This window comes from Rufibacter sp. XAAS-G3-1, assembly GCF_013623775.1.
GTDB lineage: Bacteria > Bacteroidota > Bacteroidia > Cytophagales > Hymenobacteraceae > Nibribacter.
The window spans coordinates 15,865-41,494 of the sequence record NZ_JABFAM010000024.1 but is presented as its reverse complement, the minus strand read 5'-3'; the positions used below and the strand labels follow the sequence as shown (position 1 = coordinate 41,494).

Annotated in this window: 20 protein-coding genes; 15 read left to right on the top strand and 5 right to left on the bottom strand. The window is 37.9% G+C overall.

All coding sequences use genetic code 11. From position 1 onward, the window contains the following. Positions 1-204: 204 nt before the first annotated feature. A complete protein-coding gene (locus tag HHO50_RS19855; RefSeq protein WP_181308808.1) occupies positions 205-2,172 on the top strand; it encodes a type IV secretory system conjugative DNA transfer family protein in 1,968 nt (655 codons plus the stop codon). Further along, the gene (locus HHO50_RS19850) at positions 2,169-2,519 is read left to right on the top strand and encodes a helix-turn-helix domain-containing protein (protein ID WP_181308806.1); all 351 of its coding nucleotides are present in this window, start codon (positions 2,169-2,171) and stop codon (positions 2,517-2,519) included. The genes HHO50_RS19855 and HHO50_RS19850 overlap by 4 nt, the downstream gene beginning before the upstream one ends. On the opposite strand, the gene HHO50_RS19845 is transcribed toward HHO50_RS19850, so the two are convergent. Further along, complete coding sequence (locus HHO50_RS19845) at positions 2,516-3,157, bottom strand: M23 family metallopeptidase (protein WP_181308803.1); 642 nt, start codon at positions 3,155-3,157, stop codon at positions 2,516-2,518. The two genes, HHO50_RS19850 and HHO50_RS19845, sit on opposite strands and share 4 nt — an antisense overlap. Before the next feature lie 150 nt (positions 3,158-3,307). Here HHO50_RS19845 and HHO50_RS19840 point away from each other — a divergent pair, with 150 nt between their 5' ends. From HHO50_RS19840 to HHO50_RS19785, 12 genes are all read left to right on the top strand, one after another. Further along, the gene (locus HHO50_RS19840; protein ID WP_181308801.1) at positions 3,308-4,384 is read left to right on the top strand and encodes a DUF4099 domain-containing protein; all 1,077 of its coding nucleotides are present in this window, start codon (positions 3,308-3,310) and stop codon (positions 4,382-4,384) included. Positions 4,385-4,401: 17 nt separating this feature from the next. Then, the gene (locus HHO50_RS19835; RefSeq protein WP_181308799.1) at positions 4,402-5,502 is read left to right on the top strand and encodes a DUF3991 domain-containing protein; all 1,101 of its coding nucleotides are present in this window, start codon (positions 4,402-4,404) and stop codon (positions 5,500-5,502) included. Next, positions 5,499-5,963, top strand: a complete 465-nt coding sequence (locus HHO50_RS19830; protein ID WP_181308797.1) for a PH domain-containing protein — start codon at positions 5,499-5,501, stop codon at positions 5,961-5,963. Before HHO50_RS19835 ends, HHO50_RS19830 begins: the two co-directional genes overlap by 4 nt. A gap of 50 nt (positions 5,964-6,013) precedes the next feature. After that, positions 6,014-6,466, top strand: a complete 453-nt coding sequence (locus HHO50_RS19825) for a hypothetical protein (protein ID WP_181308796.1) — start codon at positions 6,014-6,016, stop codon at positions 6,464-6,466. Positions 6,467-7,651: 1,185 nt separating this feature from the next. Further along, positions 7,652-7,918, top strand: coding sequence for a hypothetical protein (locus HHO50_RS19820; protein WP_181308793.1), 267 nt, complete (start codon positions 7,652-7,654; stop codon positions 7,916-7,918). A gap of 11 nt (positions 7,919-7,929) precedes the next feature. Next, on the top strand, positions 7,930-8,376 hold the full coding sequence (locus HHO50_RS19815; protein WP_181308791.1) for a hypothetical protein: 447 nt from the start codon (positions 7,930-7,932) through the stop codon (positions 8,374-8,376). A 65-nt stretch (positions 8,377-8,441) separates the two neighbouring features. Further along, positions 8,442-8,756 (top strand): helix-turn-helix domain-containing protein, encoded by a 315-nt coding sequence (locus HHO50_RS19810; protein ID WP_181308789.1) that lies wholly within the window; start codon positions 8,442-8,444, stop codon positions 8,754-8,756. Positions 8,757-9,244: 488 nt separating this feature from the next. Beyond that, entirely contained in the window at positions 9,245-10,156 is a 912-nt protein-coding gene (locus tag HHO50_RS19805; RefSeq protein WP_181308787.1) for a DUF4007 family protein, read from the top strand. After that, positions 10,146-13,367 carry a hypothetical protein gene (locus HHO50_RS19800; RefSeq protein WP_181308785.1) on the top strand — a complete coding sequence of 1,074 codons (3,222 nt, stop codon included), beginning with the start codon at positions 10,146-10,148 and terminating at the stop codon, positions 13,365-13,367. Before HHO50_RS19805 ends, HHO50_RS19800 begins: the two co-directional genes overlap by 11 nt. After that, positions 13,364-14,470 (top strand): phosphoadenosine phosphosulfate reductase family protein, encoded by a 1,107-nt coding sequence (locus tag HHO50_RS19795; protein WP_181308783.1) that lies wholly within the window; start codon positions 13,364-13,366, stop codon positions 14,468-14,470. The genes HHO50_RS19800 and HHO50_RS19795 overlap by 4 nt, the downstream gene beginning before the upstream one ends. A gap of 150 nt (positions 14,471-14,620) precedes the next feature. Continuing rightward, entirely contained in the window at positions 14,621-16,963 is a 2,343-nt protein-coding gene (locus tag HHO50_RS19790; RefSeq protein ID WP_181308781.1) for a sensor histidine kinase, read from the top strand. A gap of 5 nt (positions 16,964-16,968) precedes the next feature. Then, on the top strand, positions 16,969-18,111 hold the full coding sequence (locus HHO50_RS19785) for a hypothetical protein (RefSeq protein WP_181308778.1): 1,143 nt from the start codon (positions 16,969-16,971) through the stop codon (positions 18,109-18,111). 398 nt (positions 18,112-18,509) lie between these two features. Here the strand turns inward: HHO50_RS19785 and HHO50_RS19780 are convergent, their stop codons facing one another. From HHO50_RS19780 to HHO50_RS19765, 4 genes are read right to left on the bottom strand one after another with little or no spacing between them, the layout of a single operon-like run. Then, entirely contained in the window at positions 18,510-18,995 is a 486-nt protein-coding gene (locus HHO50_RS19780) for a hypothetical protein (RefSeq protein ID WP_181308776.1), read from the bottom strand. 3 nt (positions 18,996-18,998) lie between these two features. Then, positions 18,999-21,119, bottom strand: a complete 2,121-nt coding sequence (locus HHO50_RS19775) for an AAA family ATPase (protein WP_181308774.1) — start codon at positions 21,117-21,119, stop codon at positions 18,999-19,001. Between the two features lies 1 nt (position 21,120). Beyond that, positions 21,121-21,354, bottom strand: a complete 234-nt coding sequence (locus HHO50_RS19770) for a hypothetical protein (RefSeq protein ID WP_181308772.1) — start codon at positions 21,352-21,354, stop codon at positions 21,121-21,123. A gap of 3 nt (positions 21,355-21,357) precedes the next feature. Further along, the gene (locus tag HHO50_RS19765; protein ID WP_181308771.1) at positions 21,358-23,607 is read right to left on the bottom strand and encodes a DEAD/DEAH box helicase family protein; all 2,250 of its coding nucleotides are present in this window, start codon (positions 23,605-23,607) and stop codon (positions 21,358-21,360) included. A 336-nt stretch (positions 23,608-23,943) separates the two neighbouring features. On the opposite strand from HHO50_RS19765, the gene HHO50_RS19760 reads away from it, so the two are divergent. Next, positions 23,944-25,512, top strand: a complete 1,569-nt coding sequence (locus HHO50_RS19760; RefSeq protein WP_181308769.1) for an RNA-binding domain-containing protein — start codon at positions 23,944-23,946, stop codon at positions 25,510-25,512. The last annotated feature ends 118 nt before the right edge of the window (positions 25,513-25,630 follow it).

The window sequence follows — 25,630 nt, the reverse complement described above, 5'->3', positions numbered from 1 at the left end:
CACTGCCGGCACAACAGACCCGCCTTATGCTATCGAAACTAAAAGCCCCGGTGCTGTGCCAGGTTAAAGTCTGCTATCATTTTCAGTCCTAACAGACCCGTTCTGCTGCTGAATTTGATAGCAGTTATTTTTTTAAACCCGCCAGAGCAGGAGGGGCCATCGTCTGACGAGCCTGCAAACTGATGGCAAAACAGTTTAAGACTTATGGAAGAATCTACCGAACTCAAAAAGCTTTACGCCTTTTTACAAGGCTTCATTTACTTTACCCTAGTATTAGAATTTGCTGTTTTCATATTCGGGGGTAGCAGTTTGCTTGAACCAGTTAGGCCAGCTATTATTAAAATTCAGCGCATAGCTGTATATGATAATATCTACTTCTCAAAAGCATTCACTTTCCTGCTGATACTTATAGTTTCCATCGGAACCAAGGCAAAGAAGAACCTTAACCATAGCCCTGCAAAGCATATTATCTTCCCGCTTTTTATGGGATTCGTTCTTTTTTTCGGCTCAAGTTTTTTCTATTTCTATCAGAGCGAAACTTACCTACTGGAAGAGCTGAGCCTTTTTGATGCCTTCTACATGGCTTTCTCAATTATAGGCGCAGTCTTTATCAATGTTGCACTCGATAACATTTCGAAGCATATTCAGTCTGGATTGATGAAAGACAAATTCAATGTTGAGAATGAGTCATTTGAGCAGAGCAAAGAGCTTAGGAATACGCCCTACAGCGTAAATATCCCAATGTTATATTACTACAGGAAACGGGTTAACAAAGGCTACCTTAACATTGAAAACCCCTTCCGAGCAACACTACTAATCGGAACCCCAGGTTCAGGTAAATCATTCTCAGTTGTCAATCCCTTCATTAAGCAGATGCTGGCAAAAGGCTTTACTTTGGCCCTCTATGATTTCAAGTTTCCAGATTTAGGGAAAATCGCATACTACCATTATCTGATTAATAAGAAGAAAGGCATACTGAAAGGCTTTAAATTCCATGTAATTAACTTCAACAGCGTAGAACATAGCAGAAGGTTTAACCCACTAAAGCCAGAGTATTTACCGACATTGGCCGATGCCACCGAAACAGCCGAGGCGCTGTTGCAGTCCTTAACCAAAAGTGACAAGGAGAGCGGGGCAGCGCAGTTCTTCACGCAGTCAGCGGTCAACTTTCTGGCAAGCTGTATTTTCTTCCTAAGCAGGTTTGAGGGGGGGAAGTATTCCACGTTCCCGCATGTGCTGGCATTTATCAATTTGAGTTACGAGGAAATTTTTAACATGCTCTTTACCGAGACACAGCTAATGAGCTTGCTTTCGCCGTTCAAATCAGCTTTCAAGAACAAAGCCTTTGACCAGTTGGAGGGGCAGATAGGAACGCTAAAAATCAACGTTGGCCGACTTGCCACCAGGGAAACATTTTGGGTGTTGAGCGGTGATGATTTCAACCTGAAGATAACAGACCCCAAAGACCCATCCATTCTGGTAATAGCTAACGACCCATCCACGCAGAGCATAAACAGTGCCTGTAATGCCCTTATCCTGAACCGCATGACTAAGCTAATCAACTCAAAGGGCAATTTGCCATGCGGGATGATAATTGACGAATCTCCGACCTTGTACGTGCATAAGGTGGAGAACCTGATAGCAACCGCCAGAAGTAACAAAATTGCTGTTCTTTTGGGCCTTCAGGAACTGCCGCAATTAAAACAGCAGTACGGAAGGGAAACAGCAGATACCATTTGCTCAGTTGCAGCGAACGTAATTTCAGGTTCAGTAAGGAACAAGGAAACATTAGATTGGCTTGAAAAACTATTCGGTAAGGTGCGGCAACAAAAAGAAGGGGTAAGCATTGACAGGAACAGAACTTCAGTGACAATGAATGAGGAAATGGGTTCCCTCATCCCGGCATCAAAAATTGCCACCTTGTCAGCAGGAGAGGTAGTAGCGCAAGTTGCTTTTGATAATAGTACCTTTGACGGCCAGCACACGAACAGTACTTACAACTGCAAAATTGACCTTGACATAAAATTGATAGCAGAAGAAGAGAAACAATATGTAAGCATGCCAATTTTTTATAATTTTGGTGCAGCTTCCACCAAGAATTCAATACTTGATGAAAACTTCGCCAGAATAAATAAGGAAATTGAATCACTAACTCAATCATTTTACGCATGAATCTAGTTCTAGTAGATTTAGGGGAAAGACTTCAGTTACTAAGAAGAAGCCTAGAATTATCGCAGAAGGATTTGGCCCAAACCCTAAGCGTGGGGCAGAACCAGATTTCACGCCTTGAAAATGGCTTAGGAGGGAGTATAGACCTGCTGCTACTGCTGATTAATTTCTACGATGAGCATTTTCAAATATGCAATCTCTTCAAAGAGCATTTTGAGATAGTGAAGAAAGGCGAGGATGAGAAAGAAACAGACACTTACAATTATATTGCCCTTGAAAGGCTGAAGTTTCTGAAAGACGAGGTAAACGAAAAGTTAGAAGGTATTATAAAGGTGATGGAGCATATCTAGTTACTGCCCAAACCAGCAGTTTTGTTTCTTGCCCTAAGTTCTACTGAGCGATATATTAAATCTAAAACAGGAGTAGGGTCTATAGCCTTACCCTTGTGCTTAACTGAAAAATGCAGATGTTCCCCCGTGCTTCTGCCAGTAGTGCCAGTAATGCCTATCACAGCACCAGCCGCTACTTCTTGTTTCTCCCGCACCAGGACAAATGAAAGATGGCCATAGATAGTTCTGTAATCGCCATGCTCTACCTCTATATAGTTCCCCAGGCTACGTGAGTATGCTACTTTCCTGATTTTCCCAGGCATAACCGCCATTACTGAGTTTGAATTGGCCTTAAAGTCTATACCCTGATGGAATTTGAGTTTTCCAGATATAGGGTCTATTCTATTCCCATAGTAAGAATTGATTATAGGATTCGATAAAGGCATTGAAACTAAAGCGATTACCTTCTTTGCAGCCTCATTCAATTCAACGGTATTTTCTGGCTCATAGCCAGGGATGAAACTTGAAGGTAGTTTAGCAACAGTGGCCGTGTCCATCTGAATCTGAGGCAATACCTTAATTTTCTTGATTGTGTTGAACTGGCCGTGAGCTGAGGTGCAAATACAAAAAAGAACTGCTGTAAATAAAGGATTTCTCATATATTTATGCTTTTTTTGTATAACATATACACAATAAGTATATTTTAGTATCTTCTAAGTAAGAACTTACTACAATATTAGTTAAAAATTATCTTAATTTTGTATATTGTCTAAGTTTTAATCAATTTTTCACCTTTAACAAATTTAGCTATGAGTTTTGATATCAAGGACTTACCCTATTCTCAGTTTGAGCAGATAGGAATGAGTAAGAAAGACGTTATCAACATGAAGGATGAAGATTTATCCAAAATGCTGAATGGTGGCAGAACAAGCCTAGTTCCATTGAGTATTCCGCTAGGAGAAGGGATGCAGCCTTTGCAGCAGGAGGTAAAGCTGAGCCTGAGCAGAAACCCCGATAACACCCTCTCCCTCGGAATACACCCCGTCTTAGCCAAAGCTGCAAATACTATCGGGGCAACCCCTGAGCAATGGGATAAGCTACTGAAGGGTGAGCCTATTGTGAAAGATACAAGAGCATTCAACGGCCAGATGGAACCTCACATTCACCAACTGGATAAAGACACAAAGGAAATGCTTACCACTAGGGTAGCTAATATACAAATACCTAACATAATAGCAGACAATGCCTTGACTGTCAGCCAGAAAGAAACATTAAAAAACGGGCAGGCAATAGAGCTGGACGATAAAGCGAACCAACGAGCAGTAACAGTACGCCTTGACCTGAACGAGCCTAAAGGATATTCGGTGCAGCTCTCCGAGCAGAAAATAAACCTACAGGCAGACCAGCAGTTAAAGAATACTGTTGGCCCCCATAATAAAGAGCAGCGGGAGCAGGCCAAAACATTAGTTGAAACACCGAATATCCAAGAAGGCCAAAAACTGGACAACAAATTAACTACCGCCTTCATCGTCAATTTCCACCCCAAAAACGAGCCTTCCCTAAAGGATAGCTATTTAGCCCTTAACAATAACGATATTTATCTAAGGGTGAGCCACTTGATAGAAAAGAATACAGTTAATGTTGAACGGTTTGATAGTTTAAATCAAAAAGAATTTCAAGCTATTCAGCAGAAGCCTAGAGACCACTATGAGGGGAAAGGTACTTTGGTTTTAGCCAGCGCCGGGAATGGTAAGGGGATTGAGATAAAAGACTCAAGCTTGAAAACCTACTTTGAGAAAGAGAATTCATTACGACCTTCTGCTGCTATTGCGATAGCAGAAACTCCTGTAATAAGCAATGAGCCATCGAGAGGATTCAAACGCTAACTTAAACCACGTGAGCTATGACTTTTCAAGAATTCAGGGAGAAAGTACCTATTTCACAAGTTGCGGAATCTTTGGGTTATGAAGTTGACCTGAAGAAAGGTCGTAAGACCTTGGAATACAACCATAAAGACGGTGATACAGTACTGATTGACCCTGTTAAACAGCTCTACTATAATCGGGATGGTACAACCGACAGGGGCGATGTTATCGAGTTCGTGAAAAACAGGCTAGAAAGGTTCAACGTCAGCTACCAGCATACTATTCAGGGGGTAAACAATGTCCTAAAGATGTTTGCCAACGAACCGCAGAATATCTCCACCCATTCCAGCGCACCAGCAGCCGCTAAGGAGTTCAACAGCGGCCGCTATCAGGCACAGGAGCCTTCTATTTTCAAGCTACACTACCTTATAAAAGGAAGAGGTCTTGACGTTGAAACTGTTCAGGATTTCAAACCTTTCATCAAATTGATAAAAGATACGGAGAAAGAAAAAGCCTATGATAATATTGGTTTCCCTTTGACACGGCCAGGGAATGATGCAGTTGTAGGATGGGATATCAGGAACTACGGTTTCAAAGGAGTGGCAGCGGGGAGCGATAGGCAGAATGGTATGTGGATTGCAGATTTCGCAGGGAATCCCGAAAGAACAAGTAAGGTATTCTTCGGGGAGAACCCGATAGACCTAATGAGCTTCTACCAGTTAAATAAGCATAAGATTGATTTCGAGAATGCAGCCTTAGTTTCATTTGGGGGAGGGATAGCCAAGAGCCAGCTTCAGTCAGCCTTGAAATATTGGGAAAAGTCTGAAAAACACACTGTTTTCGACAATGACTACCAAGGCAAAATGTATGATATAGCAGTAGCAGCAAGGCTAACCACAAAACAGGTAGACAGGCCAGAGAAAAAGTCTGATAGCCTACTATTCACGGTAGACGATAAAAAATTTGAGATTCCTGCCTCAAAATTAAGCCTATCAGCTTTTGAAGTAGCTTCAGGCGTAAGGTCTAACATCAAAGTTCATAAAGCCACAGGGGAGGCTAACGGTATTCCTTTCAAGGACTTCAACGACATTATCCATCCCAAAAATGAAGTAGTGAAATCTTATAAGGTGAAGATATGACAGAAAAGAGTATTGTTGTTCACCCAACAAGTGGCTATGCGCTGCTTCTAAACATTCAATACCTGCTGATAATACCGTTTGTTATTTTCGGAAGTACGCTGTTTCCTGATTTCATTGAATACATTCTAGCAATTGGAGTATTCGGTTTAAGTATTGTATTGTATAATTATTATTACCTTAGACAAACGGTTTATGAATTGACTAAATCACGACTTAAATACAGCAGGGGGATATTTACCCTTACAACAGATTTTATTGAGCTTTACAGGGTGAAAGATATAGTTCAAATGCAGCCTTTCCTTTTGCGTTTAATAGGGACTATGAATCTAACTATTCTATCCTCCGACAGGAGCCACCCACACCTAGTTTTAAAGGGAATTCCCTTGAGCAACTTGGCCGACACGTTAAGGGAAGTCGTAGAAATGGCACGAAAAGACAACAGGGTATTTGAAGTAGACTGATTATAGCTAACAGAGAGCATATTGATTTTTCAACCAAAAATGATTTGACCATGAAAAAAATCCCCCTATTAACTAGCATTCTTTTTTTGTTCCTGATGGTAACTGGTTGCGGTTCCAAAAAGAACGACCCTACGCCAACAGGTGCAGATAAAGCCACCTTCAAAGTTGAATACTCACAGTCGGGGGACTTCGATAAGTTCATTAAGATTATTACTATCGGAGGGGGTGATTTCGTGGAAACAGGCACTACGAAGGCCATGCCAACGGTACTTTCAGATTCCCACCTTTCAACCACTTCCATCTACTCATACGAAGCCAAAGATGTTGTAGAGCTGAATATAAAGACAAAAACTGGCTTCAGGGCGGCACTCGATGGTCCAGCGAGCATGACCATGAAGTTCACTATCTATAAAAACAACATCAAGATTGACGAGAAATCTTTCACTTATGATGAAAAAACCACCAACGGCGTAGATGAACATTTAAACTATAAGGCAAGGTGAAAGACAAACCATCCTAGAAAACCAATCAGATTCTTTTGATTGGTTTTTTTTGCCACCATTCTTCGGGCCAGTGATAGCGAAGCCAGTGGAGACCCGCTGCCAGTTCCTGCTTTTCTGATAGCAAACTTCAACCAGGTACGCACGTGGCCAGCTCGTTTTTGATAGCAGAATATAACCTAGTACAAAGCTGGAGCGTTTAGTTTAGGTGGCAAATTTGTAAAAAGACACGTATAAAATCTTTTACAAATTTAAATAATCAGATTATGGGAGCCTTAGCCGATATAACTTTTGTATGCATAGCAATAGGAGTAATATGTACGTTTATATTGAGCCTGAACGACCGCAGGGCATTTATGGAGAGGGAAACATACAAAGCTCTGAGTGCTGTTTCATTTATTTTCAACATGTCAGGATTTGTCCTATGTATGTTTGCTTTAGCGAATTAGAAGTATAGATGACTTTTTCCCTTAGTAGTTGAAAGCCTTGGTTCTATAATCAAGGCTTTTTTTATGTTAACTTTTCTATATTAGAAAGGGCAACTATTGTATAATATATAGTAATTAATACGTATTACATAATACTTGTTACCTAAATACTTATTATGCATTACTTATTAAATATTACGTAATAAATAATACATAATATTTGTATAAAATATACAAGGTTTGTATATTGTGCTATAGTCACAATAAAATGAACGTGGTTTTATAGACGAAATAGCCAACTCTGAGCATATCTACCCCAAACTCTTTCAACTGCTAAAAAAGAAGCCTAATTATTTCTTTTTTCAGCGATGCCAGAGCAATTGTCAGATATAAGTATCTGCGAATTTTGCGCAGATACTTGCAATAAGCATAATGCAAAGCTGGTAGATTCATGTTACAGAAGCTTAATTAGCCAGTTGTCAAAGTACATTCGGTCTGTCAAAATGAATAACCAGCTAATTTTTTTGGAATCGCCAAAAAGGGCAGTGAGTCTAACTGAAGAGATACTTATTAAACTCAAAGAGGATTATCCGAGGGCATTTAAAAAAAACATAAAAGGACTAAAAAGGATACGAAGTAAAGCAAACTGAACTTGAATTTCCTGAGCATAAACCACCATACCTATTACAAAATGCAGATTTTATAAAGCAAATGAATGATGCCAGTGGAAAAGCTAACAATCCCCTAATCTAATATTGATATGCAACAGGCTACTACTTTCCGTGCGGACGAAACCGTTTTTGACAAGATAACTGCTATTGCAGAATCTGTTCCTGACCCTTCAGTGAATGGCTATAATAAAACGCTTGTCTATTTAGTGAATAACTACCAGCCCACTAAAAAAAGGATGGAGGAAATGGAAAAAACTATTGTGGAATTACAGAAATTCAAGGCTAATGCTTTACAAGTAATGAAGCTTGAAAAACAACTTAACGATAGTAAGAAGATTCTACGAGAATCAATGTAACCCATAAACTTATGATAAAAGTAAAGCACCCGCTAGCCGATTGCAACCAAATACAGGAGGCCACAATTAAGCAACTGCCCCAGGAGCAGCAGCACTTTAACGAACTTCAGTACAGCTACGGAAACGCAGCCTACCGCTACCACCAGCTTGCCGAGCAGCACGAGCCTACCGATCAAGATTTTAAGGAGTGGCTAGATGGCTTGCCTGAGAATATTAGAAAGGATATGGAAGCAAAGGGTTTTGAAAGTTACCGCAATGTTTTAGGCTTCAGTAGGTATGTGAACGAAAAGAACGATTTAGGCATGGAAGAGTATGTGCGGGAGCTGATGGGCCAAGAAGAATACACAGCGTATAAAAATATGTTAGAGCCTAAAGCAACAAATGCTTATCCGAAAGAAGAAGATTCAAATAGTGAGTTCGATTCTCCTAATTCGGACAATGCCGAGTACAAGACCTAGAAAGGCATTTATGAATAGAAGATGAAACCTATCTATACAAATGCACTGATTATTTATAGACATCAATGGATTCAATAGATTTTCAAGCAATAATAGGGCAAAGGCTAGTTGAAGTACGAAAATCAATCAAGCCTAAATTATCCCAAGTTAAATTAGCTGAAGAAACTAATTTAAACCAAGGAAATATACAGCGCTTTGAAGCAGCAGGGCGGGGAACAGTAGAAAATCTACTGGTAATACTTAACTATTACCTAAAAAAAGATATTAACCTGAACTATATTTTAGCCGAAGATAATTCAATGTTTACTCCAAAGCTACGGCCAGAGGATAGGATAGACGATATTGAAAAATACTTTGACCCGCTATTATCAAATGAATAAAACAACACAGCCATGCCAGAACAGACAAATTTCACCATCACCACAAGCAAGGCGCTGAGCCTAGATAAGCTCCAGCTTTAGCAGCAAAGCCGCGGATGGGCCGGTAGAAAGAAGCAAAAATGCACTTAGACCAGAATCAGCCTTGTTAATCATAAACAGGAATATAGACTGATTAGTTTGATTATGTTATGCTTAATTTAGAATTCGTATCACTTAAAGCTATAGCTTCCCTTGACACGGAAACATGCCTGTTTATCCATGTATTACAGAGTCCTAAGTGGGGTAAGTTTGATTATACTTTTTTTGACACACCTTCAGATTCGAATCTGTAAGTTCTCAAAATCTCGTCGCCTTAAAGTGAATAAAGTAAATAATTATAACATAGGTATTTCAGATCTACTTTTAGTCAACATTTTATTTGGCATGGTTAGAAGTGTGCTTGAATCCCTATCTTTGGTATAGAGCAAAAACACTTTTTAGGTATACAAATGATAAGTGAGCACGAGCCACGTATTAAATATTCTTTTTCAGGCCATGAGTCCTTTCAGTGTAGGCAACTTTGGTTGAAGAAAGGATTTGACTACATAAAAGCAGGAGGGTCATTCCATAGCGAAAGCGCGGTGGTTGATTTAGGGGTAGGTAAGAACATGGTAGCTTCCATCCGATACTGGCTGAAAGCCTTCAATATTGTAGATAGCCAAGATGCCATAACTGATTTTGGTTCATTCTTACTAGGTGATGATGGTAAGGATCCCTTTCTAGAGGACAGCGCAAGCCTTTGGCTTCTGCATTACCAGTTGGTGAGTAAGGGAATGGCCTCTATTTACTTTCTGATATTCAATGAATTCAGAAAAGAGAAGATCCAATTCACCAAAGACACTTTTGTCAATTATATAAAGAGGAAAGCTGAGACAGAAAAAGGGTTAGGCTCCAACCTCAAAACTGTTGGTGATGATTTCGATGTATTCCGTAAGCTTTACTTATCCTCTAATGATGACGCTAAGAGCAGCATAGAAGATAGCTTTTCTGGAATATTGACTGAACTAGGGTTGCTGAAGTCAATGATGCAGATCAGGGAAGAAAATGGCAAAAAACTAAAACAGGACTTCTTTTACATTGACAATACAGAAAGATTGTCTCTGCCAGCAGAGGTGCTTCTGTATGCTATTTGCTTTAATCCTACTTACGGAGCTTCTATAAGTTTGCAGAGCTTGGAAAACGACATAAACAGTCCAGGAAATATCTTTGCCCTAAATAGAGCAGGTTTGGTGAGCAAAATCGAAGAAGCGGTTGAGCTATACCCTTTCATTACTTATACAGACCAAGCGGGTATCAAAGAATTGCAGTTTAAGAAGGAGATAGAGCCTTTAGAAATTCTCAAATTGTACTATGAAAAATAATTTCACCCCCTCCATAAATATCATTAGAGATACTGAGAAGGATTTCTTCTATATACCTACTCCTAACGCAAAGCGGGTGGTAGGGCAAATGGTGGATGATTTCAGAAAAGGTACTCGGGCATTTAATCTAATTGGATCTTACGGAACAGGCAAGTCCTCTTTTCTGCTTGCCCTAGAGCAGAGCTTAAGAGGTGTAAAACCCTATTTCAACGCTAAATTTTTACAGGAGCCCGATTTTGAAGTCATTAAGGTTGTTGGCTCCTATAACAGCATCATCGAAACCTTAGCAGCAACCTTACAAGTTGAGGCAAAAGAGAACCTGCCTGAGAATGTTCTATCTGAGATCTACAACAGATACCATGACTTAGGACAAAACGGATTACTGTTCATTGAAATAGATGAATTTGGTAAGTTATTAGAATACGCCGCCCAGAATAACCCTGAACAAGAGCTGTACTTTGTTCAGCAGTTGGCCGAGTTTGCTAACAATCCTGAGTACAACATTGTATTAGTAACCACCATACACCAAGGGTTTGAAAGCTACGCTTATGGGCTAACACCTGCCCAGCGGCAGGAGTGGACAAAGGTAAAAGGGCGCTTTAGAGAAATTACCTTCAATGAGCCGGTAGAACAGCTACTCTTTCTAGCTGCAGAACATATTGATGCTGCCACAAATTTTGAAGCACCAAAGGTAAAGGTTAAAGCAGCATATAAAATATTTGCTGGTACTAAAGCATTCCAGAATACGGCTTACAGTAATGAGATTAGTGAGAAGATATACCCGCTAGATCTCTTTGCTGCCAATGTTTTGACCTTGTCCTTACAACGATACGGACAGAACGAACGGTCTCTGTTTTCCTTTTTAGAGGCAACAGATCATACGAGTATTGCCCGGTTCAGAAAGACGGAATCCCCGTTTTACAACTTGGCCAATGTCTATGATTATCTAAATTTTAACTTCTACTCATTCCTCACCTCGAAATACAATCCAGACCTTACGGCTTGGGGGGCTATTAGAACTGCGCTAGAGCAAGTAGAAAACAGCTTTGAGACCAATTTAGAGGCCTATTCTAGAATAGTAAAAGCAATTGGACTTCTAAGCATCTATGCATCTGCTGGTTCAAGTCTGAATAAGAGCTTTTGGGTTGCTTACGCCACGCTTTGTTTAGGAATTCCAGAGGCTGAGGTATTGATCAATGACTTAGAATCCAAGTCAAAGCAAATTATCCGGTACCGAAACCACAGCAAACGGTATATTCTTTTTGAAGGAACAGATGTAGACATCGAAGGGGAGTTGATGAAAGCAGCTGACTCTGTAAACGAGATTACAGATGTCAAAACTGTCTTGGAAAAGTATTTAGATCAAGACCCAGTTCTAGCTAGATCATATTTTTACTGGAAAGGCACTCCACGGTACTTTAGTTACCAGATTAGAGAGAACCTTGATACGGATGTTCCGCAAGGGGAAATAGATGGCTTCATTAACTTGATCTTCAATGAAAGATTAAGTATCGATGAAGTTCAAGAAGCGTCAAAGGAACAGAAAGAGGCTATATTGTATGGGTACTTCAAGAACTCCAGAGAGATAAAAAGTCTCTTGTATGAGATTGAGAAAACAGAAAAGGTCTTACAAGAAAACAGAGAAGATAAAACTGCTAAAAGGGAGCTAGAGAATATTGTACTTCACCAGAAGAAATTGCTCCAACATTACATTGACAGAAATTTGTTTGGGGAGAAAAGTGAAGTAGTTTGGTTTTGGAATGGTGAAAAGCGGACTATCGCGGATCGAAAGGGATTTGTTGTGCTTTTGTCTTTGATTTGCCTTCAAGTATATGCGGATACACCAACCTTCAATAATGAACTGGTAAACAAGCACCGTATTTCAGGAGCAATCCATAGTGCCAAAAGGAATTATTTTAAAGCCTTGGCTAATCACTGGATGCAAGAAGACCTAGGCTTTCCATCAGATAAATTCCCGGCAGAGAAAACCATTTACATTACCTTACTAAAACAGAATGGTCTTTCTCCCTACATAGATGTAGTAGGACAGGACATTTCTGTTTCAGAAGTATCATCTTTTAAAGCACTGTGGAATTGCTCACTTAACTTCCTAAATAAAGCAAAGCAGGAAAAAACGAATCTCATTGAATTTGTAGAAGAGCTAAATAAACGGCCTATAAAGCTAAAACAAGGTCTAATTGGCTTCTGGGTCCCAACTTTCCTGTTCTTGAAACGGAATGATTTGGCTCTCTTTGGCGAGAATGGCTACATTCCTATCCTGAATGATGAAATCCTAGAACTTATCTCTAAAGAGCCAAAAGCTTTTTGGGTAAAGGCCTTTGACATTGAAGGCGTAAAATTAGATATCTTCAATAGTTATCGCTTGTTCTTAAACCAGGAGGTGAAGGAGAAAGTAGATAACCAGACTTTTATCCAGACCATCAAGCCGTTCTTAACTTTTTATAGAGATCTACCTGCATACGCTAAAAATACAAAGCGCTTAAGCAGAGAGGCATTGGCTATACGCACAGCAATTTCTAAATCGGAAGACCCAGAGAAAACCTTCTTTGATGATTTCCCAAGTGCGTTAGGCATTTCTTTTGGTCAGTTAAAAACGGATGCTATTAGTTTGAACGACTACATCACTACGTTACAAGATGCAATCAAGGAGGTAAGAACTAGCTATGATGGACTAGTAGATAGAGTTGAAGACTTTATTCAAGATGAGTTGCTATATGAACGGTATTCTTTTGAGGAGTATAAGAGCAAACTACAGCTACGCTACAGAGAGCTGAAGAAACATATGCTATTGCCGTACCAGAAGACTTTTATCCAACGTCTAGACTCTGTATTGGATGACCGTAAGGCATGGTTGAATTCAATAGGTCAAGCAGTTGTAGGCAAATCCTTGGAGAATCTGAAGGATGAAGAAGAGATTCTGCTGTATGAAAAGTTCAAGACGTTAATTTTAGACTTAGATAGCTTAACGGAGCTTTCTCAAACAGAGATTGATGAAGAGAAAGAAGAAGTTTTAGGATTTCAAATCGACTCTTTTGCAGCAGGAGTTACCCGAAGTATCCTTAGATTGCCTAAGGCTAAGAATGATGAGGTAGAAGTCATCAAGAAATCTATAGCAGAAGTGCTCTCAAAAGATAATAGCTTAAATATTGCGGCATTAGCCAAACTTTTAAAAGAAATAGTATCAAAATGAGTAATGTAAGGCATGTATTGGGCATTTCAGGAGGGAAAGACAGTGCCGCTTTAGCTATTTACCTAAAACAGAACTACCCTACGTTAGACATTGATTACTATACCACGGATACGGGGAAGGAATTAGATGAAACCTACCAACTCATAGAGAACCTAGAGGTTTTTCTAGGAAAGAAGATCACATTGTTGAAGGCAGCCGAAGGAAGCCACGTGGATTCCTTTGATCACTTTCTGAAAATGTACGGTGGCTATTTGCCTTCCTCCAACTCGCGCTGGTGTACTAAGAAGTTGAAGCTTGAGCCTTTTGAGAAGTATGTCGGCAATGACTTAGTAGTCTCTTATGTAGGGATAAGGGGAGATGAAGACCGAGAAGGATACATCTCTAAGAAATCTAACATACAATCTATATTCCCCTTTAGAAAGAACATCTTCAGTGAAGATGTAATCACCAAATTTATCAATAACAACAATCAAGAAAAGCTTATTGCTCTAACAGGTATTGTAGACCTTGGTAGAAGGAGGGACAAAGTTGTTGATATATTAGCTAAACCCATTGCTTTGAACTTTAACCAGCAAAGCAAAATGGACCAGCTCTTCAACCAAGGAATTAAGGAGACCAACCGGCTCATCTTTGAATTTCTTAAATCTACAGACTATCCGTTGGCTAAAGAGGAGGATTTTCCGCTCCTGGATAATGAAGAAGTTCTGGTAAGAGATGATATTTTTAGAATACTTGAGGAAAGTGGAGTAGGGGTGCCTGCTTACTATAAAAAAGTGGATTTTGAAGTTGAGAATAAGAAAGGTCAATATGCTAGAAGCCGTTCAGGTTGTTATTTCTGCTTCTTCCAACAGAAAATAGAATGGGTCTGGCTTTATGAACAACATCCTGAGCTATTTCAGAAAGCATTAGATTACGAAAAAGCAGGCTATAATTGGAATCAAGAAGAAACTTTATTAGAACTTGTCCAGTCAGAAAGAATAAAGCAAATTAAAGAAGACTATATTAAACGTCAAGAACGCAATCAGTCAAATATAAAATCACCTTTTCTTCTCGATATATTAGATGATTCAGAGGCAGAAGGATGTGCTGCTTGCTTTATTTAAACTATTCCTATCAATTAATTGGATATAATTAAATATTTATAAAAATATAAAGATAAACATCAAGTTGATAATGCAACAACTAATTTAACGCTAAAACTTAATAAAATTAAATTATACTATCTTAATCATCTGATCTAAATCCTGTTAAAAATGCCTGATATAAAAAAACATAAATTTACTTCTGGTGCTATGTCCATTATACAAATGGGCGAGGAGCAGATTGGTCATCCATCAACAGCAATTAACGAATTAGTTAAGAATAGTTATGATGCAGATGCAGATAAGTGTTGGGTGTATACTCAGTATGATAAAGACCCTATAAAGAACTTTCTAATCATTAAAGATAATGGATTAGGAATGGATTATGATACTTTATTTGGCAATTGGTTAATTACTTCAAGAAGTACAAAACGAGATGAAGATAAAGATCTAAGGAAAAGTGAAATATATGAACGAAGATTTTTAGGCTCTAAAGGGATTGGAAGATTAGCGGCAATGGCTCTTGGTCGTTATTTAACAGTAGTGACTAAAAGAAAAAATGAAAAGGAATTCAATTGGTTAAGGATTGATCGAGAAATATTTAGAATTGAAGGATTACTTGAAAGTGTTTCCTTTCCAGGCGGAAAAATATCTGATTTTAATTTATTGTTTTCTAATGAACAAATTTTATTAGAAAATGAGCTACAAAGAAATGGAAATTTAATTCACCTCCTATCATGCACGCCTTTCAAGGACTTTTCTGAAGGCACAATGATAGTTCTTCAAGATGTTGACAATTCAGTAAAAACAATAATTGAAGAAGAAATAAATTTCAGAGGTTTAGATGCAACAACTTTCTATAAGAGCTTAGTTGATTTAGTTACACCATTAAAATTAAATGAACAAATTCAGAATGATTTAATAAATGAGAATATCATTGAGGAGAGATTAAGAATTAGTAATGGGGCAGGTACATTTCAGCTTTATTATGGGATAAACTTTATTGAAAATCAAAAAAAGAAAGAAGTAGAATTTATTAATGTTGAGCCATCCGAAATAATCAAATTTTATGATTATAGAGTTTTCGGTAAAGTTACTGAAAGCTGTGATGTTATTGGTAAGTATATTTGTAAAAGATTAGAAACAGACACAAGAGAGGAACCTATTAGTTTAGAAGCAAAGTATGTACTATCAGATGAAGATCAAAGAGTACGAAATACACTAGAAGAAGCTGATATTCCAAATAAATACCAAGATGCTGATGTAGGGGAATTTTATTTTGATATACGTATTTATGATTTAGATGATGATTCAAAAGATAAAATGACTAAGTTACTGAAAGCTTCTGGAAGAAGAGAGGCAATGCAAGTAATGAATCAATATCTTGGATTAAAAGTATCAAAGAACGGGTTTGGAGTGAAGCCATATGGTGAAGAAGATAAAGATTGGCTGGGATTAGGCGCTCAACGGGTAAAGAGGCACATTATTAGTTTAGGACCAAACCAAATTTTAGGGTATACCTTTTTATACTCTCCTCAAAATGATGGCCTTAGCGAAAAAACGAATAGAGAGGGTTTTTTTGAAAACAAAGCATTTATAATCTTTAGAAAAATCATAAATTATATTTTATTAGATGCTGGCAGACGCCGCGCTAAATATAGACTTTTCCATGGCATGGGAAGAGGAAGGGCTATTAGTAAACTTCAACGCCCAGATTCAGAAAAATTCATACAGTATCTTTCTTCAAGAAGTCAGGATGAAGCTTTAAAGAAATTTGCTGAACAGTTCATAACTGAAACTAATTCAGCTCTAGATAATATGCAAGAGTCATTAACTCTTTCACAACGACTCGCAACTCTAGGGACAGGATTAGAATTAGTATACCACGAGCTGTCACAACCATTAAGTGCAATTGGAGGTTCGTTAGATTCTCTTAACAATAATATTAAAAAAATTGAAGATACTAAACTAAGAGGCATTTTGGAAAGTAGATCTTTGAATATTGAGTCAGCATTGTTGACAATTGAAGATCTTAAAGACTCATTGCAACCTGCAATTGGTAAATCCAAAGCATCTACATTTAAACCGATAGACACTTTTAAAAAGGTTCTTCATTTATTCAGAGATAAAATTGAAAAAGATAAAATACTAATAAATATAAATACCTCTCTTGATAAATATTCAATCAAGGACGTAGAATATCCATTTTGGATAGCATTTTTAAATATTATAAATAATGCTATGTATTGGTTAGATCATACTGACAAAGAGAAAATTATCAATATGCAATTGATTGATGAAAACTATTTCTCAATAAGTAATACTAGCCCGTTAATTACTGAAGAAGATATTGAAATAATATTTGAATATGGTATTACTGGGAAAAGAGAAAATAATGCCACTGGTTTAGGTCTTTCTTTCACAAGGACTATGTTAGACACTATTGGATGGGAAATTTGGGCTGATAACTTAACTTTTGGTCCTGTATTCTATATTAAAAAATCAAATTCTTAATTTATATGAGTGACCAAAATAACGGAGATGCCATCCTGATCCTTGAAGATGATGAAAAAGTTATAACGTCCTTAAACCAATTATTTGAGGATGTTGAATTTCCTATGGAATTAATTTTTTGTAGGACTTACAGTGAATATGAAGCTGTCACATCTAATCAGGATACAAAACATCGTATTAAATGTTTTATCATGGATTTATCAAATGATAAATCTGAAGATGACTCAAATACCTTTAAATCTGTTCAATATATCCTAGAAGAATATGAGAATAATAGAGTTCCTATTTTTATTCATAGTGCATACCTAAGCAAATTTGAAGAACTTGGAGATAAAGGTACTGTTTTTAAGATATTAAAAACCACACGTTCTCCTAATGAGATTGTTGGGTTAATTCAAAAAATGAGTGTATGTGGTTTTTTAAATATCTTTTCAAGGGGCGGGACTCTTGAAAACAAAATCATGAAGGAAATTCATAATTCATTTGTATGTCAGTTCAAACCAAAAGAGGTGCATGAAATTATAAACTCGATTGAAAAGGCAAATCCAAATAATATTATTGAAAGAACAACTGAAGTCTTCGAAAGAATTGGAATAAGATCAGTGTATCAAAACACTATTGGAATTAGAGAAAATAATGAAAGTGTAAAGGTTAATGCAATTGAACATTATTACAGAAGGAGTGAAGGTTATAAATTCTGGACAGGAGATATCTTTAAAAACAAAGAAAATAATTCATTGGTTTTTATTGCTACCCCAAGATGTAATATAGCTAACAAAAATTTCAACAACATACTAATCTGCTCAATTATAGATGTAAACCAAGAAGATGTAAGTGCGTTTCTTAAGCCTAAAGACGGCAGTAAAAAAATCAGTAATAAGATAACTGACAATTTAGTAGGTGAAAGACTTAGATTTTTACCAAGAACTCCTCAATTTAAAGGAGGATTTGTTGATTTTGTTGAAGTTCATACAATAAGTGCTGCTATATTGTTAGAGGAATTTGAATATGTAATTTCGTTAGTAGATGATTTAACAAATGATATAATAAGAAAATTAGCTTCCTATTTGTTGCGAGGTGGGATATCTGATACTCATTATGATGAAGCAATTTACTATTTTCAAGAAAATAGTGATGATAAGCCTTGAAGAAAAATTCACTGGCTTTACCTTGTACGTATTATTACTTATGTATGATCAATATTGAACAAGCATTTAATACTGAGAACAGAAGTGTTTTTGAATATTATCAACGATCAGGAGTAGGTTTTTATATTCAGCTCTATTAAAGAGAATAAAGCTGGGATAATTCTAATATTGAGCAAATTTTGGAAGATATTTAAGAATGAATTGAAGACATAATAAAAGACGATGAATCGGGAATTCGTTTCTTTGGTACTATAATTACTGTTACTGAAACTTGTAAAAACAAGCTTAAGGGTACAAGGGCTTTTTCCAAGCTCAATATAGAAGGTTTCGAATAAAATAAAAGAGTCAGAATTTTAATCCTGACTCTTTTATTTTATCTCAATTAGGCACTCAATTATTTATGCAGGAACTTTAACCCTTTCAAAAATCTCTCTAAAGTAATCATCTGCATTATTAAACCGACTTTCTAAACCAGGGGTACCACGTAGCTCTAATACATGCTTGGCTCCGCCCTCGGCATATTCACTAATTATGGTTAAGATATTTCGTGCATTTAGGATTTCAGCAGAAGTTTCTTCCTCGATTTTGCCAACTGCCATTAAAATAAGCGCATATGCAATGCTTTCTGAAGCGTTATAAATAACCTGGTACTCAAAAGAAGTTCGATTATCTAAGTTTGCTCCTACTTCACGCTTATCGTTCATAAACCCAATGATGGCCGCCCAAGCATAAACTTGCCAATAATTGGAGAAAAACTTGTCATCTGACCTAGTAATATTATAACCTTTCTCTTCTTTTCTACTAAACAAGTCTCTCACCTTCAAGACTTCCGGACCATACCAAACCTTTTTTTTATTGACGTCGGTTATTAATCTATCTTTCATTCCTTATTTAACTTTAGTCGTCACTGATCTTTTATTGGTTCTTGAGTTCGGACCGTTCTGGTCTATCAAGATATTTTCAATGCTGTAGAAATTTTTAATATCTGCCTTTTCAATAAGATCATTCAATTGGCTGTCAGTAAATTGAGAATAATCTTTTGACATGATGATAATCTGATCAAAAGATTTGCCAATATTAATCGTTAAATTAAAGGTATTGTCACTATCTAGGTCAGAAGAGGGGGCATCGGCAATCAAAGGATAAGACCGGTTCATTTTCTTAGCACTTAAGGAAAGAAATGAATTAGCCACAGAGAGCTTTTCAGCTACAATTTCCCCCGTGTTTAGATCTACCAATGGTTGTTCTGTTGCTACATCCACAATTCGCACACCATCTTTAAAAATAATTTTACCCTGTTGTTTGCCACCCAAATAAAGTGAGTAAAGCCTATTGCTTTCTGCCTCCAACTCATTTATTAAGTTAGTATAAGCTATGGTTTTTAATTTGTTGATTCCTGCAACAAACATCTTGATATAATTAGCAGCTACACTTTCTATTAAACTTGTATCACTTTTCTTGACAAAAGTATCCCGTATAGCTTTTTTCTCATTCAGCAAGGTTCTTTGACTGCTTAAATCAGAATTTACCCCATTTAAGTATCTATGTTTAGTTGCTAAATCTGCACGATGCGATTTTAATTTCTGTGTATTATTTTGGGCAATATTAGCTCCTTGCTCTAAATCTGCTCGCTGGTCAGAGCCAAGTTCCGTGAAAATATTATTAATCTGTTTCTTTAAACTATTGCGTTTGCTAATTAAACTGTCTATCTTTTTATTATTTTCAACTATTTCAGAATTTATTGAGGGTAGGTCTTTTAATAGCTGCCTTTTATATCTATTAAGTTCTGTATAATTGTCTTGAAGCATTTTATTTTGAGCACTTTTCTCAAAATCGTTCATTCTACGCTTTAAGGCAAAATAAGGCTCAGAATCTTCCTCGACGGTGCGTTCGCAAATATAACATACCTTGTCTTCTAGCATTCTTTCTACATACTCTGGGCCAGGCAAAGTAGTAGGGACCGGATTTTGGGTCTTATTTATTTCTTGAATCTCACTATTTAGTACGTTTAATTTGGATTCTGAGGCTTTTATAAGCTTATCACAACCATTCAACATCCATTTGTTTATTAACCTTTCTTTAGTGTTATTGTCAATATTTTCTATTTCGCTCTTTACAACAGTTAGGTCTGCTTCAAGCTTAGTTAATTTCATTTTATATTCCATAAAATGATCTAAACCTTCTAGCTTTTGCTCTACTTTAGTTATTTCATCCTCATAGTATTGTATATCGTTGGTATATAGCAGCACTCTTGATTCAAGTCCCTCTATTGTCCTTTCTATTGCTGCAATGTCAGCATAGATAACGTTTTCTTCTTTAGTAAGCTTATTTTGCCTGTTTAACTCTTTCTCAATTTTTTTGTTAATGCTTACTTCAGAAGCCTTAACCACTTTATCCATGAAATCATACTTTGGGAAATAAGAGATTTCATTGATAGCATGCTTTAGTGTAGAGTCGTTGCTGAAATCATAAATTAAATCCATGGTTTCACCTTGGTACCACATAAACTTTCTTATGCTTCTGGGAAAAATAAAGTCCAGGAGCATTTCGTGCTGGGCCCTATTCACAATATGGGTCTCACCGTCCTTGGTGTATTCAATCCTTAAATCAGCAGGTAGGTTGTTTACAATTATTTGTCCCTTCTTTTTAAAAGTTATATCTTTTGTGAAGGTGTAGCGAACTTTATCGTCTGTTGAGCTTGAATGACTTTGGTAATCCAAAGCATCTAGGGTTATCTCAACCGAAGTTGTAAACTCATCTCCTATGGGCAAATCATGGGCAAATTTGTCAGGATATATTCTAACGTTTTGGGCTATTTGCCATTTCTTTTTATTTGAATTTTCGTCAGAATATATTCTATCAAAGAAAACCCAGTAGATAGCATTAAAGAATTGGGATTTCCCGCCTCCATTCTTAGCTGAAATAATGTTTAACCCTTCTGTGAAATCAAAGACATTTTTGTCTAAGTAGCAGAAAAAGTTGGCTATAATAACTTGGCGGAGTATCATGTTAATGTTGTTTTGTTTTCAGAGTGTTCAATATATAATTTTCAAACTCACTTCTTGTCTTTTCAATATCTTGTTCAGTGGCCTCTAAAAATCGTTCTCCCGCTAATAGTTTTTCAAAAGCCCCCTTGATAATGCTGGCCTCTAATTTCCTTTTTTCCACTAACTGCTTTACCTCTTCATCCTCGAGAATATTGCTAAATTCTTCCCGGAGGCTATCATTTAAACTCTTTTTCATTGGTTAATATTTTTCTAATTCGTTGTTCATCATTTCATAAATATCAATATCATAGCTTTGGGCTAGGTCTTCTATCTCTCTCAAAATGTACATTTTGTTTTCAGCCAAGGCGGCAAAGTTTATCAATCTATTCAATTCACTTTTCAAGAGGTTCTTCTCTAACTTGTATTCTTTGGATTCGCCTTGAGTAATGTCAATAGGGGGCTTTACGACCATGTCATAAATATAAGCCATCTTTTTATCCTTATGGGTGCGGAGTACCCGGCCCCTGCGTTGGATGTATTGGCGCGGGTTTCCAGTACTGGAGCAAAAAATAGCATATTGAGTTCTTGGTACATCCACTCCCTCATCTAAGCACTTCATAGCTAAGATGGCGTCAAGTTCACCACGAGAGAACTGCCCTAGTATTTCATCTCGGTCAGTTGTTTCGCCTAAGAATTTGCGCAAACGCAAGTTGTAATCCTTGTGTAAGATTTCGGTATAGTTATCTATAATTCTATTGTCTTCCTCATTGAATTCTACTGTATCAATTTTTGCATATTGCGGCTCATTTCCTTCGGGAACATAAATGAAAGCGTATTTAAACTTATCAACCCCTATTTCATCTATAATTTCTGTCAAACAGTTTTCTTTCTTGGCAGCTTTATGAACTACATTTTTTCTTTGAATAAGCAAGTTATTAACAATGGGATTGTCCCGATACTTTCCTGTAGCTGGATCAATGTATTTGGTCAGTTTTTTGGTGATCTCCCGATAGGTCGCTAGCTCTTCAGAGGTTAATTCTATAAACTTAGGGTAATAATTGTAACGACATAAGATTTCATCTTCAATTGCTTTCTGCATATTATATACATAAGTATACTCAGGTGGGTGAGAATTGAAAAATTCACAGAGTTGGTTTTGGCCTTCCTGATCATATACTCTTTCGGGAGTGGCAGACAGGCCAATCCTTTTGTTGATTTCATGCGGTAAAATAGCTAATAGTTGAGAGGAACCAAAAGTATGGGCTTCATCTGCAATAAGGGTAATTTTAGGAAGATGTTTTCCAAAATATTGATTAAATAAGGTTTGAAATTTTTTCCCTCTAAATGAGGCGTAAGTAGCAATAATACAAAAATTACAGTCTGTGCCGTAAGTCATGTTATTGCCGTATTGCTTGAGCGCACTTTCCCAGCCTGCATGTTTACTAGAACATAGGGTTACAGTTTGAAAGTTAAACTTCTCATATGCTTCTTGTTGCCATTGATTAGCTAAGGCAATGGTAGGTACTAATACAATAAACTTGTATTCTCTACTTCTTTTGTATTCCTCCAAAATGCAGTTTAAGGAAGTAATGGTTTTGCCAGTACCAGTAGCCATGGCAAATAAGCCTTGGTATCCGTTATTAACCCAATTCTGGTAAGCTTGTAATTGGTAAGGCCGAGGACCTTGGGGAAATGGAAACTTTGGTTCTTGCTGTAATTGCTGCAAGGAAACTTCTAATTCCTCTAATTTTTGTTTTAAAGCATTGTTTTTAGATATGCTTTTTTTCTTTTTGGCCAGAAGCTGTGATTCCTGAATCAAAAGAGCGTCTAAGTCTTTATCACCAAATTGGTTGAAGATTATTCCTTCTATTTCTTCTATATTAATATAATCAACATACTCCTCCTGACCAGAAAACATTTTCTCAAAGTCTTTTATACTTTCTGAAATGAACTCAGACTCTGAAGTTGACACCCAGGAACGCCTTAAGGTAATTTCCTCAAGGTTTTCTAATAAGGCATTGGCAGTGAAGTTACAGGAACCTGTAAAATGAACCTGATTATCCCCATCACTGAAAACACCAGACTTGTAGTGAGAAATACCATTTTTATCTTTGGGTCGAATGGCAACAATATCTATTCGCTTCGTGCTAATGAGCCAAGCCAAACAGTTAAAGAAATGGCGGCCATAATCATCAAGTCCTTCTTTGATGGATAAGAAGTCATTAGGGGAAAATAGGGAAGGCTTTATATCTTTTTCTTGGGCTTTTAGAATGATTTCCTTGTCCCGCGCTGATAACACGTCATTGATTACTACCCTCATCTTCCCGCCTTTAGCAATGAAGTGAGCAAATCCTAGTGCAAGGACGTTTATAGCGGAGGAACTGAAATATCCTAATAGTAAATCAAAGGTCTTACTTTGGGGTAGAGCCTCTAAAAAGAAATTTATAGGTTCATACTCTTTGCCATTTTTGTAGATACAACCCTTAGCGTATTGTATTTGTGAAAGCATATTTTTTTAAACTTATTTTATATTATTTTAAGATTCAAAAATTATTACTCAAATTACTATATTCTACTTGAAATACTAAGGTGTGCTGCTAATTATTATAGCAGATCGTACATGTAACATACTTGAGATCAATGTAATCATCAATATGCTAAGATGTTGAGCTCCTCCCAAATTTAAGGGTGGTCAGTCACACCACACCAGCAGAAAAGTCTATTCTTTAACCAAGCAGAGTTGTCTGAAGAAAGAATTTAGTGAGCTGATGTTGTCCTATAATAGCAACATCTTCACACTTAATGTTGTCATTGCCGATTCGCAGTACTATATTACTTTTACCCAATGCCGCTACACATCCATATTGAAGACCTGCTACACCACCGATCAGTGGAGTCAGACCGAATCGAGTTCAAGGAAGGCTGGAATCCAGACTCCATCTACCGATCCATTTGCGCCTTTGCTAATGACTTTGAAAACACGGGCGGGGGTTATATCATCGTTGGTATAGTCGAGGTAAACGGAGTGGCCAAACGGCCTTTAAAGGGGCTCTCTGCTGCGGAGATCGCTGAAATTCAAAAGAAGATGATCGGCTTCAACAACCTGATCAGGCCCATTTACAGCCCAAAGGTCTTCATTGAAGAGGTGGACGGGCAGCAGATTCTGGCTATTTGGGTGCCTGGCGGCTCCAATCGTCCTTATGAGGTTCCGGAACAGATCACAGCCAGCCAGAAAAGGTACTTTTACTACATTCGGCGCTACGCTAACTCTGTGAAGGCAGATCAAGAGACGCAGCAGGAACTGATCAGCCTGGCCAACCAGGTGCCTTTCGATGACCGACCTAACACGCAGGCGAGCCTAGAGGACGTATCCATGGTGTTGGTGCAGGACCACCTGCGAAAGATGGGGAGTAGGCTGCTGGAGTGGACAGAGCAGCGGAGCAAGGCAGATGTGCTGGAGCAGATGCTGCTGGTGGAAGGCCCTGTAGAGCACCGCTTCCCACGCAACGTGGCGCTGATGATGTTCAATGAGCATCCGGAAAAGTTCTTCCCCGCTACATGGGTGGACGTGGTGTACTTTCCTAAGGGTGAAGGAGACCCAGAGTTCACAGAGTTTCCCAAGATCACGGGGCCAGTGCCTTCTATGATCCGCAAGACGCTGGAAGTGCTACAGATTAATTTTCTAAGGGAGAAGGTTATCAAGCAACCTGGAAAGGCAGAAGCCGTGCGTGTGTGGAACTATCCCTACGCTGCCCTGGAAGAGGCTGTGGCCAACGCCTTGTACCACCGAGACTACATGGTAAGGGAACAAGTGGAGATTCGAATTAGCCCCAACTCCATTGTCATTCTTAATTATGGTGGTCCAGATCGCTCTATTCGCCAGGAAGACCTTGATAATGGCCGTATCAGACCCCGGCGCTACCGCAACCGCCGCTTGGGCGATTTCCTAAAGGAACTGGACCTAACAGAGGGCAGAGCTACTGGTATCCCTACCATCAAGAGGGTACTGGAAAACAACGGTTCTTATGCGCCCACTTTTCGAACTGATAATGACCGTACCTTCTTTGAAGTAGAGATTTTCTGCCAACCAGCCTTTTTAGAAGATAGCTTAGTCGGGAGCGACCAAGTTAGCGACCAAGTTAGCGACCAAGCTGAAGAAGAGCTGGCAAAGAGCCTACAACTAGAGCATCTGAAGGTTCTACATTATACGCTGAAACCGGCTAAACGAAAAGAGATTCTGGTGGACGGGCTGGGCCTAGCCAACCACACAGACAACGTGAGACGCTATATCGATCCCTTATTAGAGAAAGGCTTATTAGACCGGACTATTAAGGACCGACCCAATAGCCCCTTACAGCAGTACATTACAACAGATAGGGGACGAGAGTTGCTAAAGAATATTGGCTTTGAATAATCTCGCTTAACATAATGCAAATTATAAGACAATTATAAACTACTTAAATTCAGTAGGTTATAAATTAAATTATGTTAAGTACCGGTCACGCATAACCGTCAGTGCCGTAAAATTAAGA

Bases quoted from the DNA above. Each gene is read 5' to 3' on its own strand.
- HHO50_RS19805 (WP_181308787.1), top strand. From the start codon at position 9,245: ATGATAAGTGAGCACGAGCCACGTATTAAATATTCTTTTTCAGGCCAT.
- HHO50_RS19775 (WP_181308774.1), bottom strand. From the start codon at position 21,119: ATGATACTCCGCCAAGTTATTATAGCCAACTTTTTCTGCTACTTAGAC.
- HHO50_RS19765 (WP_181308771.1), bottom strand. From the start codon at position 23,607: ATGCTTTCACAAATACAATACGCTAAGGGTTGTATCTACAAAAATGGC.
- HHO50_RS19850 (WP_181308806.1), top strand. From the start codon at position 2,169: ATGAATCTAGTTCTAGTAGATTTAGGGGAAAGACTTCAGTTACTAAGA.
- HHO50_RS19830 (WP_181308797.1), top strand. From the start codon at position 5,499: ATGACAGAAAAGAGTATTGTTGTTCACCCAACAAGTGGCTATGCGCTG.
- HHO50_RS19815 (WP_181308791.1), top strand. From the start codon at position 7,930: ATGATAAAAGTAAAGCACCCGCTAGCCGATTGCAACCAAATACAGGAG.
- HHO50_RS19790 (WP_181308781.1), top strand. From the start codon at position 14,621: ATGCCTGATATAAAAAAACATAAATTTACTTCTGGTGCTATGTCCATT.
- HHO50_RS19780 (WP_181308776.1), bottom strand. From the start codon at position 18,995: ATGAAAGATAGATTAATAACCGACGTCAATAAAAAAAAGGTTTGGTAT.
- HHO50_RS19810 (WP_181308789.1), top strand. From the start codon at position 8,442: ATGGATTCAATAGATTTTCAAGCAATAATAGGGCAAAGGCTAGTTGAA.
- HHO50_RS19785 (WP_181308778.1), top strand. From the start codon at position 16,969: ATGAGTGACCAAAATAACGGAGATGCCATCCTGATCCTTGAAGATGAT.
- HHO50_RS19825 (WP_181308796.1), top strand. From the start codon at position 6,014: ATGAAAAAAATCCCCCTATTAACTAGCATTCTTTTTTTGTTCCTGATG.
- HHO50_RS19840 (WP_181308801.1), top strand. From the start codon at position 3,308: ATGAGTTTTGATATCAAGGACTTACCCTATTCTCAGTTTGAGCAGATA.
- HHO50_RS19760 (WP_181308769.1), top strand. From the start codon at position 23,944: ATGCCGCTACACATCCATATTGAAGACCTGCTACACCACCGATCAGTG.
- HHO50_RS19855 (WP_181308808.1), top strand. From the start codon at position 205: ATGGAAGAATCTACCGAACTCAAAAAGCTTTACGCCTTTTTACAAGGC.
- HHO50_RS19770 (WP_181308772.1), bottom strand. From the start codon at position 21,354: ATGAAAAAGAGTTTAAATGATAGCCTCCGGGAAGAATTTAGCAATATT.
- HHO50_RS19835 (WP_181308799.1), top strand. From the start codon at position 4,402: ATGACTTTTCAAGAATTCAGGGAGAAAGTACCTATTTCACAAGTTGCG.
- HHO50_RS19820 (WP_181308793.1), top strand. From the start codon at position 7,652: ATGCAACAGGCTACTACTTTCCGTGCGGACGAAACCGTTTTTGACAAG.
- HHO50_RS19845 (WP_181308803.1), bottom strand. From the start codon at position 3,157: ATGAGAAATCCTTTATTTACAGCAGTTCTTTTTTGTATTTGCACCTCA.
- HHO50_RS19795 (WP_181308783.1), top strand. From the start codon at position 13,364: ATGAGTAATGTAAGGCATGTATTGGGCATTTCAGGAGGGAAAGACAGT.
- HHO50_RS19800 (WP_181308785.1), top strand. From the start codon at position 10,146: ATGAAAAATAATTTCACCCCCTCCATAAATATCATTAGAGATACTGAG.